The sequence below is a fragment of the Lysobacter changpingensis genome (assembly GCF_017308985.1).
GTDB classification, from domain to species: domain Bacteria; phylum Pseudomonadota; class Gammaproteobacteria; order Xanthomonadales; family Xanthomonadaceae; genus Lysobacter_J; species Lysobacter_J changpingensis.
Window position 1 is genome coordinate 52,448 of record NZ_JADWPE010000006.1, and the last position, 15,632, is coordinate 68,079.

General features: G+C 69.4%; 16 protein-coding genes. 11 read left to right on the top strand and 5 right to left on the bottom strand.

Annotated elements, in window-relative coordinates:
• Window positions 1-9 precede the first annotated feature (9 nt).
• Window positions 10-219: a YdcH family protein gene (locus I4U41_RS14230; RefSeq protein ID WP_206861835.1), complete on the bottom strand. Its 210-nt coding sequence runs from the start codon at window positions 217-219 to the stop codon at window positions 10-12.
• Between the two features lie 65 nt (window positions 220-284).
• Here I4U41_RS14230 and ttcA point away from each other — a divergent pair, with 65 nt between their 5' ends.
• From ttcA to I4U41_RS14245, 3 genes are all read left to right on the top strand, one after another.
• Window positions 285-1,187 (top strand): tRNA 2-thiocytidine(32) synthetase TtcA, encoded by a 903-nt coding sequence (ttcA, locus tag I4U41_RS14235; RefSeq protein ID WP_206861836.1) that lies wholly within the window; start codon window positions 285-287, stop codon window positions 1,185-1,187.
• A 76-nt stretch (window positions 1,188-1,263) separates the two neighbouring features.
• Window positions 1,264-2,169 (top strand): recombination-associated protein RdgC, encoded by a 906-nt coding sequence (locus I4U41_RS14240; protein ID WP_206861837.1) that lies wholly within the window; start codon window positions 1,264-1,266, stop codon window positions 2,167-2,169.
• A gap of 132 nt (window positions 2,170-2,301) precedes the next feature.
• Window positions 2,302-3,105 (top strand): M48 family metallopeptidase, encoded by an 804-nt coding sequence (locus I4U41_RS14245; protein ID WP_206861838.1) that lies wholly within the window; start codon window positions 2,302-2,304, stop codon window positions 3,103-3,105.
• 95 nt (window positions 3,106-3,200) lie between these two features.
• Here I4U41_RS14245 and I4U41_RS14250 read toward each other — a convergent pair whose 3' ends face one another.
• The gene (locus I4U41_RS14250; protein WP_206861839.1) at window positions 3,201-4,073 is read right to left on the bottom strand and encodes an alpha/beta fold hydrolase; all 873 of its coding nucleotides are present in this window, start codon (window positions 4,071-4,073) and stop codon (window positions 3,201-3,203) included.
• Window positions 4,073-5,089, bottom strand: a complete 1,017-nt coding sequence (hemH, locus tag I4U41_RS14255; RefSeq protein ID WP_206861840.1) for a ferrochelatase — start codon at window positions 5,087-5,089, stop codon at window positions 4,073-4,075. The genes I4U41_RS14250 and hemH overlap by 1 nt, the downstream gene beginning before the upstream one ends.
• A gap of 274 nt (window positions 5,090-5,363) precedes the next feature.
• Between hemH and I4U41_RS14260 the strand changes: the two genes are divergently transcribed.
• The 5 genes from I4U41_RS14260 (at window position 5,364) to I4U41_RS14280 (ending at window position 8,690) form a co-directional block, all read left to right on the top strand.
• A complete protein-coding gene (locus I4U41_RS14260; protein WP_206861841.1) occupies window positions 5,364-6,263 on the top strand; it encodes a lipid-binding SYLF domain-containing protein in 900 nt (299 codons plus the stop codon).
• A gap of 107 nt (window positions 6,264-6,370) precedes the next feature.
• On the top strand, window positions 6,371-6,619 hold the full coding sequence (gene tatA / locus I4U41_RS14265) for a Sec-independent protein translocase subunit TatA (RefSeq protein ID WP_206861842.1): 249 nt from the start codon (window positions 6,371-6,373) through the stop codon (window positions 6,617-6,619).
• Window positions 6,620-6,643: 24 nt separating this feature from the next.
• Window positions 6,644-7,213, top strand: a complete 570-nt coding sequence (tatB, locus tag I4U41_RS18585) for a Sec-independent protein translocase protein TatB (protein ID WP_206861843.1) — start codon at window positions 6,644-6,646, stop codon at window positions 7,211-7,213.
• Window positions 7,210-8,016 (top strand): twin-arginine translocase subunit TatC, encoded by an 807-nt coding sequence (gene tatC, locus I4U41_RS14275; protein ID WP_206861844.1) that lies wholly within the window; start codon window positions 7,210-7,212, stop codon window positions 8,014-8,016. Before tatB ends, tatC begins: the two co-directional genes overlap by 4 nt.
• The gene (locus I4U41_RS14280; RefSeq protein ID WP_206861845.1) at window positions 8,013-8,690 is read left to right on the top strand and encodes an RDD family protein; all 678 of its coding nucleotides are present in this window, start codon (window positions 8,013-8,015) and stop codon (window positions 8,688-8,690) included. The genes tatC and I4U41_RS14280 overlap by 4 nt, the downstream gene beginning before the upstream one ends.
• A 25-nt stretch (window positions 8,691-8,715) precedes the next feature.
• Here I4U41_RS14280 and I4U41_RS14285 read toward each other — a convergent pair whose 3' ends face one another.
• Both I4U41_RS14285 and I4U41_RS14290 read right to left on the bottom strand, forming a co-directional pair.
• Window positions 8,716-9,651 (bottom strand): hypothetical protein, encoded by a 936-nt coding sequence (locus tag I4U41_RS14285; protein ID WP_206861846.1) that lies wholly within the window; start codon window positions 9,649-9,651, stop codon window positions 8,716-8,718.
• A gap of 73 nt (window positions 9,652-9,724) precedes the next feature.
• Window positions 9,725-10,462 (bottom strand): glutamine amidotransferase, encoded by a 738-nt coding sequence (locus tag I4U41_RS14290; protein ID WP_206862139.1) that lies wholly within the window; start codon window positions 10,460-10,462, stop codon window positions 9,725-9,727.
• A gap of 150 nt (window positions 10,463-10,612) precedes the next feature.
• Between I4U41_RS14290 and glyQ the strand changes: the two genes are divergently transcribed.
• The 3 genes from glyQ to I4U41_RS14305 all read left to right on the top strand — a co-directional run bounded on the left by glyQ (window position 10,613) and on the right by I4U41_RS14305 (window position 15,629).
• On the top strand, window positions 10,613-11,536 hold the full coding sequence (gene glyQ, locus I4U41_RS14295) for a glycine--tRNA ligase subunit alpha (RefSeq protein WP_206861847.1): 924 nt from the start codon (window positions 10,613-10,615) through the stop codon (window positions 11,534-11,536).
• A 138-nt stretch (window positions 11,537-11,674) separates the two neighbouring features.
• Window positions 11,675-13,750 (top strand): glycine--tRNA ligase subunit beta, encoded by a 2,076-nt coding sequence (gene glyS / locus I4U41_RS14300; protein ID WP_206861848.1) that lies wholly within the window; start codon window positions 11,675-11,677, stop codon window positions 13,748-13,750.
• An 85-nt stretch (window positions 13,751-13,835) separates the two neighbouring features.
• Window positions 13,836-15,629, top strand: coding sequence for an autotransporter assembly complex protein TamA (locus tag I4U41_RS14305; RefSeq protein ID WP_206861849.1), 1,794 nt, complete (start codon window positions 13,836-13,838; stop codon window positions 15,627-15,629).
• Window positions 15,630-15,632: the final 3 nt, after the last annotated feature.

Genomic DNA, 15,632 nt, shown 5'->3' on the forward strand with positions numbered 1-15,632 from the left:
GACCGGCCCTCACGCCGGCTCATCCGGAATCAACGCGCTCTCCAGCCGCGCGATGCAGTCCTTCAGCCACAGCTTGCGCTTCTTCAGGCGCTTGACCGTCAGCTCGTCCACGTCGGACGCCTGGCCCAGACGTTCGATCGCCGCGTCCAGGTCGCGGTGTTCGAGCCGCAGTTCGGCCAGCTGGCGCGCTAGCACGGCGGGATCGTCGCTTTCGGTCATCCCCGAAGCTTAACGCGCCGCGGCGACCAGCGTCACCGCGCCCGCGCCGGTAGAATGGCCGGTCCATGAGTACCGTCCTGCCCCTGCTGGAACCCCAGCCCCGCGCGCAGCGTCGCGCGCACGAGAACAACAAGCTCGCCAAGCGCCTGCGCCACCAGGTCGGCCGCGCGATCGCCGACTTCGGCATGATCGAGGACGGCGACAAGGTGATGGTCTGCCTGTCCGGCGGCAAGGACAGCTACACCATGCTCGACATCCTGCTGCAACTCCAGCAGAAGGCGCCGGTGAAGTTCGAACTGGTCGCGGTGAACCTGGACCAGAAGCAGCCGGATTTCCCCGGGCACGTGCTGCCGCAGTACCTGGAATCGATCGGCGTTGCGTACCACGTCATCGAGCAGGACACGTATTCGGTCGTCACGCGCGTCGTGCCCGAAGGCAAGACCATGTGTTCACTGTGCTCGCGCCTGCGGCGCGGCGCGCTGTACACGTACGCCGAAGAGAATGGCTTCACGAAGATCGCGCTCGGCCACCATCGCGACGACCTGGTCGCGACGTTCTTCCTGAACCTGTTCTTCCACGCCAAGCTCTCGGGCATGCCCCCCAAGCTGCTCAGCGACGACGGCAAGCACGTGGTGATCCGACCGCTCGCGTACGTGCGCGAGGACGACATCAGTGCCTACGCCGAAGCGAAGGGCTTCCCGATCATCCCGTGCAACCTGTGCGGCTCGCAGGAAAACCTTCAGCGCAAGCAGGTATCGAGGATGATGGATGCCTGGGAACGCGAAACGCCCGGCCGCATCGAAACCATCGCGCGCGCGCTGGGCGACATCCGCCCGTCGCAGCTGAGCGATCCGAAGCTGTTCGATTTCCTCGCGCTCGGTCGCCATGGCGACGCGCCGATGCCCGACGCGCATGCGTGGCTGGCGGGCGACACCCGGGAACCGGCAATGGAGAATGGGGAATCGTAGAAGCCGACCAACGCTCACGCTCCCCGCGCCTGCTGTTCCGATTCCCGATTCCCCATTCCCTATTTCCGGCTCCCGAATGTTCTTTCGCAACCTGACACTGTTCCGCTTCCCCACCACCACCAAACTCGACGAACTGGAAAGCGGCCTGGGCGAATGCCAGCTCAAGCCGGTCGGCCCGCTGGAACTGTCCAGCCGCGGTTTCATTTCGCCGTTCGGGCGCGGCTCCGAGGAAATGCTGCACAACCGCAGCGATGCGACGTGGCTCGCCGTCGGCGGCGAGGACAAGATCCTGCCGGGTTCGGTCGTCAACGACATGCTGAACAAGAAGCTGTCGGAGATCGAGCAGAAGGAAGGCCGCAAGCCCGGCGGCAAGACGCGCAAGCGCATCAAGGACGAACTCATCACCGACCTGCTGCCGCGCGCGTTCGTGAAGCCCAGCCGCACCGACGCCCTGATCGACGCGGGGCTGGGCGTGGTCGCGGTGGATACCTCCAGCCGCAAGTCCGGCGAGAACGTGGTGAGCGAGATCCGCCGCGCGCTCGGCAGCTTCCCGGCGCTGCCGCTGAACGCCGAAGTCGCGCCGCGCTCGATCCTGACCGGCTGGGTCGCGGGCGAGCCGCTGCCGGAAGGCCTGTCGCTGGGCGATGAATGCGAGCTGCGCGATCCGATCGACCAGGGCGCGGTGGTGAAGGTGCAGCGCATGGAGCTGCAGAGCGACGAGATCACCAAGCACCTGGAATCGGGCAAGCAGGTCACGCGCCTGGCGCTGAACCTGGACGACCACGTGTCGTTCGTGCTCGGCGAGGACCTGGTCGTGCGCAAGTTCAAGCTGCTCGACGGCGCGGTGGACGAGCTGGAATCGACCGAGCGCGACGACCTGCGCGCCGAGCTCGACGCGCGTTTCGTGCTGATGGCCGGCGAGTTCCGCCGCCTGTTCACGGTGCTGGAAGGCGCGCTGAAGCTGTCGAAAGCCGAAGCCTGAGCCTGCCGACGCGGCACGCGGATGCGGGCGCGCCGCCGCGTCCGCCGCTCCGGTTCGCGTCCCGCACATGGCAATGCGAGGCGCGACGCCGTTTCGCGCCGCATCGTCACCTCGCATCGCTAAGATGCACCCATGCCATCGCCGCCCCGCCCCCTCGCCCGCCTGTTCGCGCCCACGCCGCGCACGGTGGAGCGCGAAACACTCGACATCGAGCTGGGCGACGGGCGCACCATCCCGCTGCAGCGCGTGCGCGATCCGCGTGCGCGCCGGATCAAACTGTCGGTCGACGAACGCGGCGCACGCCTCACCGTGCCGATGCGCGCCAGCCTCGCCACCGCCGACCGCTTCGTCGCGCAGCATCGCGACTGGCTCGCCGCGCAGCTGGAGCGTTTCGCCGTGGACGGCATGCCGACGCTGGAGCCCGGCGTCGCGACGCAACTGCCGCTGCGCGGCGAGCTGCACGACGTGCGCTGGGAAGCCGGACGTTTCACGCGGCTGGACCATGCGGGCGATGGCAGCGGCGAACTGGTGTTCACCCATCCGGCGCGCGCCGGCGACACCGCGGTGCGCCGCGCGGTGCGCGATTTCCTCGAAGCGCAGGGCCGCGCCGACGTCGGCCGCTGGATGCCGCGCTACCTGCCCGCATTGCCGCGCGCGCCGCGCCGGGTGACGTTCAAGATCATGTCGTCGCAGTGGGGCTCGCTCGCGCCCGACGGCTCGATGGCGTTGGATCTCTCGCTGGTGCTCGCGCGGCCGGGTGCGTTCGAGTACGTGCTGGTGCACGAACTCTGCCATCTGATCCATGCCGATCATTCGCGCGCGTTCTGGCGCGAAGTCGAATCGCGCTGCCCGCAGTGGCGCGAGGAGCGCGATTATTTCCATGCCGAAGGGCGGCGGTTGAAGGCGACGCTGCGCGCGTTGTGCGGTAAGACGTAACGCCGTCGCCCTTTTGGAAGCGCATCCGGGTTCGCGTATCCGCGTCGTCACCCCGGGTGCGCTTCGCTTACCCGGGCTACGACAGCGGTTTGCGATCACCCGCGAACGAAGAAGTCCCCGATCACGTCGGCGATCCGCTCCGGCTGTTCCATGTGCAGGTGATGCCCGCCGTCGATGACGATCAGCTCGCCCGCCGGCAGCAATCCGGCGCGGTCGCGCCGCAGCGGATCCGGCAGATAGGGCTGCGCCGGTTCGGCGAAGATCACGCGCGCCGGGCACTCGATGCCCGACACGAGATCGCGGATCTGCGGCTCGGTCATGCGATGCATCGTCGGCAGCGTCAAGCGTGGGTCGCTCGACCAGGTGAAGCCGCCTTCCACCGGCACGACGCCGCGTTCGACCAGCAATCGCGCCGCGCGCTCCTCGAGCCGGCTACCGACCTGCGCGCCCGCCGCCATGCGCGCACGCACGGCGATGGCGAGGTCGGGAAACACGCGCAGCGACTTGCCGCGCAGCGCGCGATACGCGGCGATGGCGTCGCGCAGGCGCGACACCGTGCGCTCGGGCACCTCGGCGAGCGCGCCGAGCGCTTCGATCGCCACCAGCCGCTCCACGCGCTGCGGGCACGCGGCGGCGACCAGGCTGGAAATCCCCGCGCCCATCGAATGGCCGAGCAGCGAGAAGCGGTCCCAGCCCAGCGCGTCGGCGATGTCGAGCACGGCGTTCACCGCGGCGGCGAACGAATAGTCCGCGCCGGGCGCGAGGTGCGCGCTGGCGCCGTGGCCCGGCAGATCGGGCGCGACCAGTTCGATGCCGTGCAGGTGTTCGGCCAGCGGCACGAAGCTCGCCGCGTTGTCGAGCCAGCCGTGCAGCGCGAGTACGCGCGGGCCGCCGGGTTGCCCGCGCAGGCCGGCGATGCGGCCGATGGGCGTGTCGAGGGTGAATTCGTGCAGGCCGCGCGCGGGCATCAGGTCCAGCGCTCCAGCTCGACGCGCGCGATGTCGGCCAGCGCGCGCGCATGCGGGCGCGTGTCGTTGAGGCAGGGGATGTAGCGCAGCGTGCCGCCGTGCGCGGCGAAGTCCTCCGCAAGCATCATCGCCACCTCCTCCAGCGTTTCGATGCAGTCCACCGCAAAGCCCGGCGCAACCACGTCGACCTTGCGCACGCCGCGTGCGGCAAGCGCATGCAGCGTCTGCTGCGTGCCCGGCTCCAGCCATTTGTCGCGTCCGAACCGCGACTGGTAGCTCAGCGTCCACGCGTCGTCGGCGAGGCCCAGCCGTTGCGCGATCGCGCGCGCGCCGGCCTCGCACTGGCGTGCGTAGGGATCGCCCGCGTCCACCAGCCGCTGCGGCAGGCCGTGGAAGGAGAACAGCAGGTGCTCGCCCGCGCCGTGTTGCGCGCGGTGCTCGCGGATCGAGCCGGCGACGGCGTCGAGCCAGCCGGCGTCGACGTGGTATTCCTCGACCATGCGCGTCGGCAGCGCCTCGCGTGCGAGCACGTCGCCGACCGACGCGGTGGTCGTCGTCGAATACTGCGGGTACAGCGGCAGCACCAGCGCGCGTCGCACGCCGGCCTCGCGCAACTGGCGAAGGCGCGCGGCCAGCGACGGCGAGCCGTAGCGCATCGCGTCGATCACGCGCAGGTGCGGCAGTTCGTTCTGCACCGCCCAGGCGAGCCGGCGGGTGTACACGGCCAGCGGCGATCCGCCGTCCTCGCCGCGCATCCAGATGCTGGCGTATTTCTCCGCGACCACCTTCGAGCGCAGCGGCAGCACCGCCAGGTGCAGCAGCGGCAGCCACAGCCAGCGCGGCAGGCCGACCACGCGGCGATCGGACAAAAACTGCGCGAGGTAGCGACGCACGCCGGCCGGCGTCGGCGCGTCGGGCGTGCCGAGGTTCACGAGGACGAGGGCGGTGTCCGGCGGGCCGGACGGCGCGGTCGAGGCGCCGTCGAATGCGGCGTCGGTGCTGGCGGAGGCGGGCATGCCGCATAGGATGACAGCTGCGCCGGCCCGCGCGAATCCACGCGTTCGAAACGCCGGCATTCCACCATGCACGGCGTCGATCGACACGATCTGCATGCTGGATTGACCAGCATAGGCGAGTGCATCGCACTTGCGGCGCTTGACGCACGCGCCGATTCGGTAAGGATTCATTGCTGGATCACTAGCCTGAACCGACTGCCGCGCCGGCGGTCGAATACTCGAATTCCCCGTTCCGCGCCGAGCCCACACTCGCGCAGTCTCACTGGAGTCCGCCATGTCCCGTCTGCCGCGCCCTGCCCTGCTGCGTATCGCCGTCCTGTCCATCGCCATGGGCATCGCCACCTCGGCGGTCGCCGGCCCACAGGAGGACGACCGCGCCCGCCAGGCCGTGCGCGTGCTGACCGACATCCAGCAGATTCCCGAATCCGGCATTCCCGACAAGCTGCTCGACGAGGCGCGCGGCATTGTGGTGGTGCCCGACGCGCTGAAGATCGGCCTGGTGCTCGGCGGGCGCCGCGGCCACGGCCTGCTGTCGGTGAAGAACCCCGACGGCACCTGGTCGAACCCGAGCTTCGTGAAGCTTACCGGCGGCAGCATCGGCTTCCAGGCCGGCGTGCAGTCGGCCGACATCGTGCTGGTGTTCCGCAGCGATCGCGGCCTGGACAACATCGTCAACGGCAAGATCACCCTGGGCGCCGATGCCGGCGTCGCGGCCGGCCCGGTCGGGCGCAACGCGGGCACGGCGACGGACGGGCAGCTCAAGGCGGAGATCTGGTCGTGGTCGCGCGCACGCGGCCTGTTCGCGGGCATCGCGCTGGACGGCGCGGTGCTGTCGATCGACGACGAAGCCAACGAATCCGTCTACGGCCGCGACACCACGCCGCGCATGATCTTCGAAGGCCGCGCGAACGGGCAGCCGTCCACGGCCGTGGTCGACTTCCGCGACCGCCTGGAGGAAGCCAGCCACATCGCCCGCACCGCGCGCTCCAACGCCGATGCCGACGAGCGCGCCCGCGCTTCGGCGCCGCGTCCGGTGGCGACCTCGACGTCGGCGCCGGCACCCGTCGCGCCCACGGCCACCACCGCTCCGATGAACGCTCCCGCGCAGCAGACGCAGCAGCCGTCGGCCTTCGAGACGGTGGAAAGCCCGGTTCAGGCCGAACCGCTGCCCTGACCGGCGTGCGCCGGTCACGTTCTTAACCCTCCGCACGCGCGGAGACGACAGCGACCGTCACGTCGCTGCGGTATCCTGAACCTCCATATTTCTGGCGGACTATCCACATGGGCGGTTTGAGTCTTTGGCACTGGCTGATCGTGCTGGTGATCGTGGTGCTGGTGTTCGGCACCAAGCGCCTGGGCAACGTCGGCAAGGACCTCGGCGAAGCCGTGAAGGGCTTCAAGAAGGGCGTGCGCGACGGCGATGAGGACAAGCCCTCGGCGCAGCTGCGCGACGAGCGCCGCGACGAGACCCGGTCCGGCGAGAACACGTCGGCCGACAGCGGCCGGCAGGACGATCGCACCCCGCGCTGACGCGCATCCTGGCGGTCGGCGGCCATGTTCGACATCGGGTTCTCCGAGATCTTCGTCATCGCGATCGTGGCCCTGCTCGTGCTGGGCCCCGAGCGCCTGCCCAAGGCAGCGCGCTTCGCCGGCCTGTGGGTGCGGCGCGCGCGTGCTCAGTGGCATTCGGTGAAGTCCGAGCTGGAGAACGAGCTGGCCGCCGAGGAGCTCAAGCGCAGCCTGCGGCAGACGCAGGATTCGCTGCGCGAGGCGCAGGACGAACTGCGCGAGGGCTTCGACGAGGCCCGCAACCGGATCAAGCGCGAGCAGGAATCGCTGCAGCGCGAGCTCGACGACCTCGACCGCGACGTGCGCGACACGGCGGCGCCCCCCCCCGGATCGCAGCCGGACGCATCGCCGGCCCGGAAGCCGGAGCTGGACGAACTCCCGCTGGCGTCGGCGTCCGATCCGGACCTGAAACCCGGGCTCGAATCGGCCGGGGCGGCGGCGAGTCCCGACGACGTGTATGCGCGCGGCCTGCCGGTGGAAACCGATTCGGAAGCGCAGCCCGAGCCGGTGCCCGCGCACCGGACCGCCCACGATGACGGGGCGCAGCGCCGATGAGTCGCGACCATGAGTCCCATGCCCACTCTGCCGAAGCCGAAGCCGGCGCGGACGGTGCCGAACCGAGGCTGATCGACCATCTGATCGAACTGCGCGCGCGCCTGCTGCGCGCGGTCGCAGGGTTGCTGGTCGTGTTCGTGATCCTGCTGCCGTTCGCGGCCGACATCTATGCGGTCCTCGCACGGCCGCTGCTGGGTTCGCTGCCGGAAAGCGGGCGGCTGGTGGCGGTCGATCCGGCCGGCGGCTTCTTCGTGCCGGTGAAACTGGCCTTCTTCACGTCGCTGCTGCTGACGATGCCGTGGTTGCTGTACCAGGCCTGGGCGTTCGTCGCGCCCGGCCTGTACCACCGCGAGAAACGGCTGGCGATGCCGCTGCTGGTCTCGGCGGTGGCGCTGTTCTACATCGGTTGCGCGTTCGCCTTCTTCCTGGTGCTGCCGTCGGTGTTCGGCTTCCTGGCGCGCTTCACGCCCGACGTGGTGGCGATGACGCCCGACATCGGCAAGTACCTGGATTTCGTGCTGGTGATCTTCCTCGCCTTCGGCGCGAGCTTCGAGCTGCCGGTGGCGCTGGTGATCCTGGTGCTGCTGGGCTGGGTGACGCCGCAGCAGCTGCGGGATTCGCGCGGCTACGCGGTCGTGGGCGTGTTCGTGATCGCCGCGGTGATCACGCCGCCCGACGTGGTGTCGCAGCTGATGCTGGCGATCCCGATGTGCATCCTGTACGAGCTGGGCATCATCGCCTCGCGCTGGCTCAAGCCGCGGCCCGAGAACGACGGCACGCCCGGGCAGACGCCCACCGCGTGAGCGCGCCCGCGCGTTTCTGGCCGCGCTACGCGGCCTGGTCGCTGGATGCGGCGATGGTCGCCGCGCTGATCGCACCGTTCCTGTGGACCCGCACGGCGCGTGAACTGCGCGCGCTGGAGCAGGGTTTCATCGATCTGCTCGACCGCTTCTACGGTGCGCTCGCCGCGCAACTCGATGCCGGCGGCGCGCCGAACGTGTTCGCTCTGTTGTCGGATACGTCGATCGAACGCGCCATCGCCGCGCTGGAAACCTCGCTGCTGCGTGCCATCGGCGTACCCACTTTGGTGTTCGCCATCGCGATGCTGGGCTGGCACGTGGCCGGCGAGTGTTCGCGCTGGCAGGGGAGTCCGGGCAAGCATGCGCTGGGCCTGCGCGTGGTGGATCGCGCCGGTGCGGCGCCCGGGATCGCGCGCTCCGTCGCGCGTCAGTTCGCCGGATTGCTGTCGTGGCTGACGCTCAACATCGGCCACGCCATGGCGGCGATCGCGCCGCACCATCTCACCCTCCACGACCGCCTGAGCGGCACGCGCGTGGTGCGCGACGATGCGCCGCTGCCGGCGTGGGCGCGCGGCTGGATCGTGCTGCAGGCGGGGATCGCCGCGGCTTTCACCTTCCTCGTGGCCGGGCACCTTGCGTCATTGGCGCAGGCGGCGGTGGAACGCGCGCTCGGCTGAGCACGATGCCCGCGCAAAAGCCGGCTCAGAGTTCGATCTGATGATTGTTCGACGGCGGCGGCGGCGGGCCATCGGCCTGCGGCCCGGCCGGGCCGCACACGTCGCGCCACAGGTAGTACATGACGCCGAACATCACCACGTACAACGCGATCACCAGCGCCAGGTACAACGGCACGATCAGCGCGGCGCCCAGCGAGGGATGGATCACCCCGCCGATCAGCGCGACGATGCCGAACACCGCCATCAGCACCAGGCCGACCGGGATCGACGCCAGCACAACGATGATCGCCAGCAGCAGGATCGGCAGCAGGTTCTTCGCCGTGCCGACGACGCCGTCGGCCATCGCGCGGCGCACCGGGCGTCCGCCCAGCGCGACCTGGCCGAAGCCGATCGCGTACACGCCGGCGAGGAACAGGAACAGGATCGAGCCCAGGCCGAGCAGGCCGCCCAGACCGGCGGGCGCGTCGGGCACCTGCGCCGGATCGATGCGGCCGTTGCCCGCCGCCTGCTGCAGCGTCATCACCTTGGTCAGCCATTCCAGCAAGCCATCGCCGAACACGGTGATCAGCGCGACGCCGATGATTACGTAGTACAGCGTCATGAGCAGGCCGAAGCCGATCAGGCGGCCGGCGTCGCCGCCGTGGCGGAACGGCTTGAAGACGTCGCCCGCCGAGGCCGGGCGGGCGTGTTCGGTGGCGTCGATCAGGCGCAGGAAGCCGCCCATGAAAGGCGACAGGATCACGATCGAGACCAGGTTCGCGCCGGCCGCGACGATCATCGCGCCGTTGGGATCGGGCTTGAGGATCGACAGCACCAGCAGTTGCAGCAGGCCGGGCAGGATGCCCACCAGCATCAGGATCGCCGCCGCGCCGAACACCGCGCGTGCATTGTGGCGGCCCAGGTTGATGCCGCGCTTGAGCCAGGTCAGGCCGGCGAGCGGGCCGGTTGCGTGAGTGGTCATGGAAGAGGTTCGGTGATGTCGCGTGGGGGAGCGCGTGCGAGCGTATCGCACGCGGAAGACGGAACGGGGAAACTCAGTGCCCGTGCAGGCCGCGCGCGTGGCGCACGAAGCGGCGCAGCACGCGGCGCGCATGCGGCGTGGCGCTCACCGCGCGCGCCAGCGATTTCGCGCAACGGCCTTCGCCGTGCAGCGCCTCGCGTCGCGCGTGGACGTAACCGCGCATGTGCGTGGCGCTGAATTCGGGGTGGAACTGCACGCCCCAGGCGCGCTCGCCCCAGCGGAACGCGTGGCAGTCGTCCTGGTTCGAACGCGCCAGCACCGTCGCGCCCTGCGGCGCGCGCAGCACCGTCTGCAGGTGCGTGGCCTGCGCCGCGAACTGCGCGGGCAGGCCCTTGAACAGCGGGTCCTCGTCGGCGTGCGGATGCAGCTGCAGGTCGATGGTGCCCATCTCGCGACCGGTCGGGTTCACCCCGACCTCGCCGCCGAGCGCGTGCGCCAGCAGCTGGTGGCCGTAGCAGATGCCGAACAGCGGCATGCCTTCCTGCGCCGCGTCGCGCAGCCAGTGCGCGCTGCGTTCGCTCCAGTCGCGGCGCTCGGTGACCATCGCGCCGGAGCCGGTGATGATCGTGCCGGCGAAACCCTCGCGCGCGGGCAGCGCGTCGCCGGCTTCGACGTTGACCACGACCGCTTCGTCGGCGGTCAGGCCGGCGGCGACGCGGATCCAGTGCGGGAAGCCGCGATGGCGGCGCATCGAAGCGACGGGCTGGCCGGTTTCGAGGATCAGGAAGGGCCGGGTATGTCGGTGGTTCACGGCGGAATACGGACGTTGGCGGGCCTCCACTGCGGAGGCATTGCGGGATGCGTTGCGGGCCGCGCCGCCGCCCCGCGGAAGTGCGAAAAAACCAGCGGCATCAAGGCCCGCGGCTATACTAACCCGCTTTGCGGGACCCCCACCGAGACCATGGCCGCACCTACCTTCCAGGGACCGACTTTCCAGGAACTGATCCAGCGCCTGAACGCCTACTGGGCCGACCAGGGCTGCACGCTGATCCAGCCGCTCGACCTGGAGGTCGGTGCCGGCACCTTCCATCCGGCCACCTTCCTGCGGGCGCTCGGTCCGGAGCCGTGGAATGCCGCCTACGTCCAGCCCTGCCGCCGTCCCACCGACGGCCGCTACGGCGAGAACCCCAACCGCCTGCAGCGCTACTACCAGTACCAGGTGGCGATGAAGCCCAGCCCGGACAACATCGTCGAGCTGTACTTCGATTCGCTCAAGGCGCTCGGCGTCGACCCGCTGGTGCATGACCTGCGCCTGGTCGAGGACAACTGGGAATCGCCGACGCTCGGCGCCTGGGGGCTGGGCTGGGAAGTCTGGCTCAACGGCATGGAAGTCACGCAGTTCACCTACTTCCAGCAGGCCGGCGGCCTGGAATGCCGCCCGGTGCTGGGCGAGATCACCTACGGTCTCGAACGCCTGTGCATGTACCTGCAGAACGTCGACAACGTGTACGACCTGATCTGGACGTACGGCCCGGATGGCACGCCGGTGACCTACGGCGACGTCTACCACCAGAACGAAGTCGAGCAGAGCGCGTACAACTTCGAGCACGCCGACGTGGCCGAACTCTTCCACCGTTTCGACGCGTGCGAAGCCGAAGCGCTGAAGCTGATCGAACTCGGCCTGCCGCTGCCGGCGTACGACCAGGTCTGCAAGGCCAGCCACAGCTTCAACCTGCTCGATGCACGCCGCGCGATCAGCGTGACCGAACGCCAGCGCTACATCCTGCGCGTGCGCCGCATCGCGCAGGGCGTGGCCGAGGCGTACTACGCGCAGCGCGAGAAGCTGGGTTTCCCGGCGTTGAAGAAGGCCGCGGAAGCGGCCTGAGCAACGCGGTTCCGCTCTTAACTCCCTCCCCTTAAAAGGGAGGGCTGGGATGGGGATGGTGTCGCGGCGACGCACCCATGCACCCATCCCCACCCACCCTCCCCTTGAGGGGGAGGGCTCAAGAACCTGAGGCTACGGATGTCGCAGCAACTCCCCCTCCTGATCGAACTCGGCACAGAAGAGCTCCCCGTCAAGGCGCTGCCCGCGCTGGCGCAGGCGTTCTTCGACGGCATCCTCGACGGCCTGGCCAAGCGCGGCATCGCCTTCGAGCGCGATGAAGCCAAGCCGCTGTACACGCCGCGCCGCCTTGCCGTGCGCCTGCCGGGCGTCGCGCTGGAGCAGCCGGAGCAGAAGTCCGAAGTGCTCGGCCCCTACCTCAACATCGCGCTCGACGCCGACGGCCAGCCGACCAAGGCGCTGCAGGGTTTCGCCGCGAAGGCCGGCATCGAGTGGACGACGCTGGAGAAGACCAGCGACAACAAGGGCGAGCGTTTCGTGCATCGCTCCGTAAAGCCCGGTGCGACCACCGCCGCGCTGCTGCCGGAGATCCTGCGCGAGGCCGTCGCCGCGATGCCGATCCCCAAGCCGATGCGCTGGAGCGATCACGATTACGGCTTCGCGCGCCCGGTGCACTGGCTGGTGATGCTGCTCGGCAAGGACGTGGTGGACGCCGAACTGTTCGGCACCCGCGCCGACCGCATGAGTCGCGGCCATCGCTTCATGCACGACAAGCCGGTGTGGTTCTCCACGCCCGCCGATTACGTCGAATCGCTGCGCGGCGCGAAGGTGCTGGTCGATCCGGACGAGCGCCGCGAGCGCATCGTGCTGGAAGTGACCGACGCGGCGCGTGCGGCCGGCGGCGTGGCGCGCATCGACGACGGCATCCTCGAAGAGGTGAACGGCCTCACCGAATGGCCGAAGGCCGTGAGCTGCAGCTTCGAGCGCGAATTCCTCGCCGTGCCGCAGGAAGCGCTCATCGCCACGATGGAAGCGAACCAGAAGTTCTTCCCGGTGCTCGATGCCGACGGAAGGCTGAGCGAGCGCTTCATCGGCATCGCCAACATCGAATCCAAGGACGAAGCCGAAGTCCGCAAGGGCTACGAGCGCGTGATCCGCCCGCGCTTCTCCGACGCGAAGTTCTTCTTCGTGGAAGACATGAAGCAGGGCCTGGCGTCGATGAACGACGGCCTGGCGAACGTGAAGTACCAGGACAAGCTCGGCTCCATCGCCGACAAGGTCGCGCGTGTGGCCGCGCTGGCCGAAGCCGTCGCCGCGCAGGTGGGCGTGGACCCGGCGCAGGCGCGTCGCGCGGCCGAACTGTCGAAGGCCGACCTGCAATCGCGCCTGGTCGGCGAGTTCCCCGAGCTGCAGGGCATCGCCGGCCGCTACTACGCGGCGGTGGAAAAGGAACCGCTGGAAATCGCCCACGCGATAGACGAGGCCTACATGCCGCGTTTCGCTGGCGACGACATCGCGCCGTCGAAGCTCGGCCAGGTGCTCGCCATCGCCGAACGCCTGGACACGCTCGCCGGCGGTTTCGCCACGGGCCTGAAGCCCACCGGCAACAAGGATCCGTTCGCGCTGCGGCGCAATGCGCTGGGCCTGGCGCGCACGCTGCTGGAAGGCGGACACGACCTGCTGCTGCACGACCTCATCGAACGCGCGCTCACGCTGCAGCCGGCGAAGCATGCCGAGATCGGCAGCTACGACATCACCCAGTTCGTCTACGACCGCCTGCGCGGCTATTACGCCGATCGCGGCGTGGCGTCGGTGCAGTTCGATGCGGTGGAGAACGTCGCGCACGATTCGCTGCCCGACTTCGACCACCGCCTCAACGCCATCGCCGAATTCGCCAAGCTCCCCGAGGCGCAGGCGCTCGCCGCGGCGAACAAGCGCATCCGCAACATCCTGAAGAAGGTCGAAGGCGAAGTGCCGTCGGGCATCGACGCCGCGCTGTTCGCCGAGAACGCCGAACGCGAACTCGCGCAGGCCGTGGACGGCGCCATCGCCGACACCGATCCGCTGCTCCAGTCGCGCGATTACGTGACCGCACTCGGCCGCCTCGCGCGCCTGCGTCCGCAGGTCGATGCGTTCTTCGACGGCGTGATGGTGAACGTCGACGATGCGGCGGTGCGCAACAACCGGCTTGCGCTGCTCAAGCGCCTGTCCGACCGGCTGGGCAGCGTCGCGGCGATCGAACACCTGTCGATCTGACGCACGGCGGCGCAGGGCCCGCATCCGCGCGGGCCTAAACCCGCCGTTAACCAGCCCCGTCGTTCGCCCCGGTTATCCTGCCCGCATGCCGACCCTCCCCCGCGTCCTGGCCATCGCCGCGTTGTTGCTTGCGACCGCCGGCGTGGCGCACGCGGCGACGGTGAAGCGCGTGGACATCCACGGCCTGGACGAAACCAAGACCGCGAACGTGCGCGGCGCGCTTTCGCTGGTGGACGTGATCGGCCAGGACGTGCCCGGCCGTCGTCTGGCATACCTGGTGCGCGAGGCCGAGGACGAGACACGCGAAGCGCTGGAGCCGTTCGGCTTCTACTCGCCGAAGATCGAGGTCGCGCGCGAAGGCAGCGGCAGCACCGGCGTGACCGTCACCATCACCGTGACGCTCGACGAACCCGTGCGCGTGCGTCGCGCCGACATCGCGATCATCGGCGACGGCAGCGACGACCGTTACCTGAAGGAAGACCTTGGCGCGTTCCGCCCGCAGACCGGCGACGTGTTCGACCACCAGCTCTACGAAGCGAGCAAGACGCGGATCACCCGCCGCCTCGCCGAGCGCGGCTACTTCGATGCGGATTTCAGCTCGCGCCGCGTGGAGATCACCCGCGCCGAGCGCGCCGCCGACATCGACCTGGTGTGGAGCAGCGGCGGCCGCTACGACATGGGGCCGATCGAGATCGAGCAGACGCCGCACGAGATCATCCGCGACAGCCTCCTCGACAAGCTGATCTACTGGGAACAGGGCAGCTACTACCACCAGGGCAAGCTCGACCGGTTCCGCGAATCGCTCGCGCGGCTGGATTACTTCTCCAGCATCGAGATCCAGCCGCGTCCCGAGGACGCGGTGGACAACCAGGTGCCGGTGACCGTCACCCTCACCCCGGCCAAGCGCACGATCTACACCGCGGGCCTGAGCTACGGCACCGACAGCGGCCCCGGCGTGCGCCTGGGCATGGAGCGGCGCTACGTCAACGATCGCGGGCACAAGGCGCTGGGCCAGATCGACTGGGCGTCCAAGCGCAAGACCGCGACCGCGCAGTACCGCATCCCCGCGTTCGCGTGGCTGGACGGCTGGTACACCTTCAGCGCGCAGTACTACGACGAACAGACCGACTACATGGACACGCGCAAGGTCGAGGTCGTCGCCAGCCGCAGCGGCCAGATCAGCCGCCGCCTCACCGCGATCGCCGCGCTGCACGCGCTGCGCGAACGCTGGGCCTACGTCGCCGACGACGACGGCGACGAGAACACGCCGGTGCAGTACCAGTCGGCGACGTTCCTGTATCCCTCGCTGCGCGCCGAATACGTCGACGCCGACGACCGCATCTTCCCCCGGCGCGGCATCGGCGTGACGCTGGAAGTGCGCGGCGGCGTGGAGGGCGTGGGTTCGGACGCGACCTTCGGCCAGGCCTGGGGCGTGGCGCGCTGGTACCAGGGCATGGGCGAGAGCAACCGCCTGATCCTGCGCGCCGAAGCCGGCGGCACCTTCACCAACGCGCTGGTGAACATGCCGCCATCGCTGCGCTTCTTTGCCGGCGGCGACAACAGCATCCGCGGTTACGGCTTCCGCGAAGTCGGGCCGTCCACCATCGGCAGCGACGGCAAGAAATACGCGCTCGGCGCGAAGAACGTGCTCACCGGTTCGGCGGAATTCGAGCATTATTTCGACAACGGCCCGTGGGGCATGGCGGTGTTCGTCGATGCGGGCGACGCGTTCGACGACACGCCCGACATCCACACCGGCGTCGGCGTCGGCGCGCGCTGGCGTTCGCCGGTGGGCCCGGTACGCGTGGACATCGCGCGCGGCCTGAAGGATCCGGACTCGGATTACGAGATCTACCTGAACATCGGTGCGACCTGGTGAGGC

Bases quoted from the DNA above. Each gene is read 5' to 3' on its own strand.
- ttcA (WP_206861836.1), top strand. From the start codon at position 285: ATGAGTACCGTCCTGCCCCTGCTGGAACCCCAGCCCCGCGCGCAGCGT.
- glyQ (WP_206861847.1), top strand. From the start codon at position 10,613: ATGGCCGCACCTACCTTCCAGGGACCGACTTTCCAGGAACTGATCCAG.
- I4U41_RS14240 (WP_206861837.1), top strand. From the start codon at position 1,264: ATGTTCTTTCGCAACCTGACACTGTTCCGCTTCCCCACCACCACCAAA.
- tatA (WP_206861842.1), top strand. From the start codon at position 6,371: ATGGGCGGTTTGAGTCTTTGGCACTGGCTGATCGTGCTGGTGATCGTG.
- I4U41_RS14285 (WP_206861846.1), bottom strand. From the start codon at position 9,651: ATGACCACTCACGCAACCGGCCCGCTCGCCGGCCTGACCTGGCTCAAG.
- glyS (WP_206861848.1), top strand. From the start codon at position 11,675: ATGTCGCAGCAACTCCCCCTCCTGATCGAACTCGGCACAGAAGAGCTC.
- hemH (WP_206861840.1), bottom strand. From the start codon at position 5,089: ATGCCCGCCTCCGCCAGCACCGACGCCGCATTCGACGGCGCCTCGACC.
- I4U41_RS14230 (WP_206861835.1), bottom strand. From the start codon at position 219: ATGACCGAAAGCGACGATCCCGCCGTGCTAGCGCGCCAGCTGGCCGAA.
- I4U41_RS14260 (WP_206861841.1), top strand. From the start codon at position 5,364: ATGTCCCGTCTGCCGCGCCCTGCCCTGCTGCGTATCGCCGTCCTGTCC.
- tatC (WP_206861844.1), top strand. From the start codon at position 7,210: ATGAGTCGCGACCATGAGTCCCATGCCCACTCTGCCGAAGCCGAAGCC.
- I4U41_RS14305 (WP_206861849.1), top strand. From the start codon at position 13,836: ATGCCGACCCTCCCCCGCGTCCTGGCCATCGCCGCGTTGTTGCTTGCG.
- I4U41_RS14250 (WP_206861839.1), bottom strand. From the start codon at position 4,073: ATGCCCGCGCGCGGCCTGCACGAATTCACCCTCGACACGCCCATCGGC.
- I4U41_RS14245 (WP_206861838.1), top strand. From the start codon at position 2,302: ATGCCATCGCCGCCCCGCCCCCTCGCCCGCCTGTTCGCGCCCACGCCG.
- tatB (WP_206861843.1), top strand. From the start codon at position 6,644: ATGTTCGACATCGGGTTCTCCGAGATCTTCGTCATCGCGATCGTGGCC.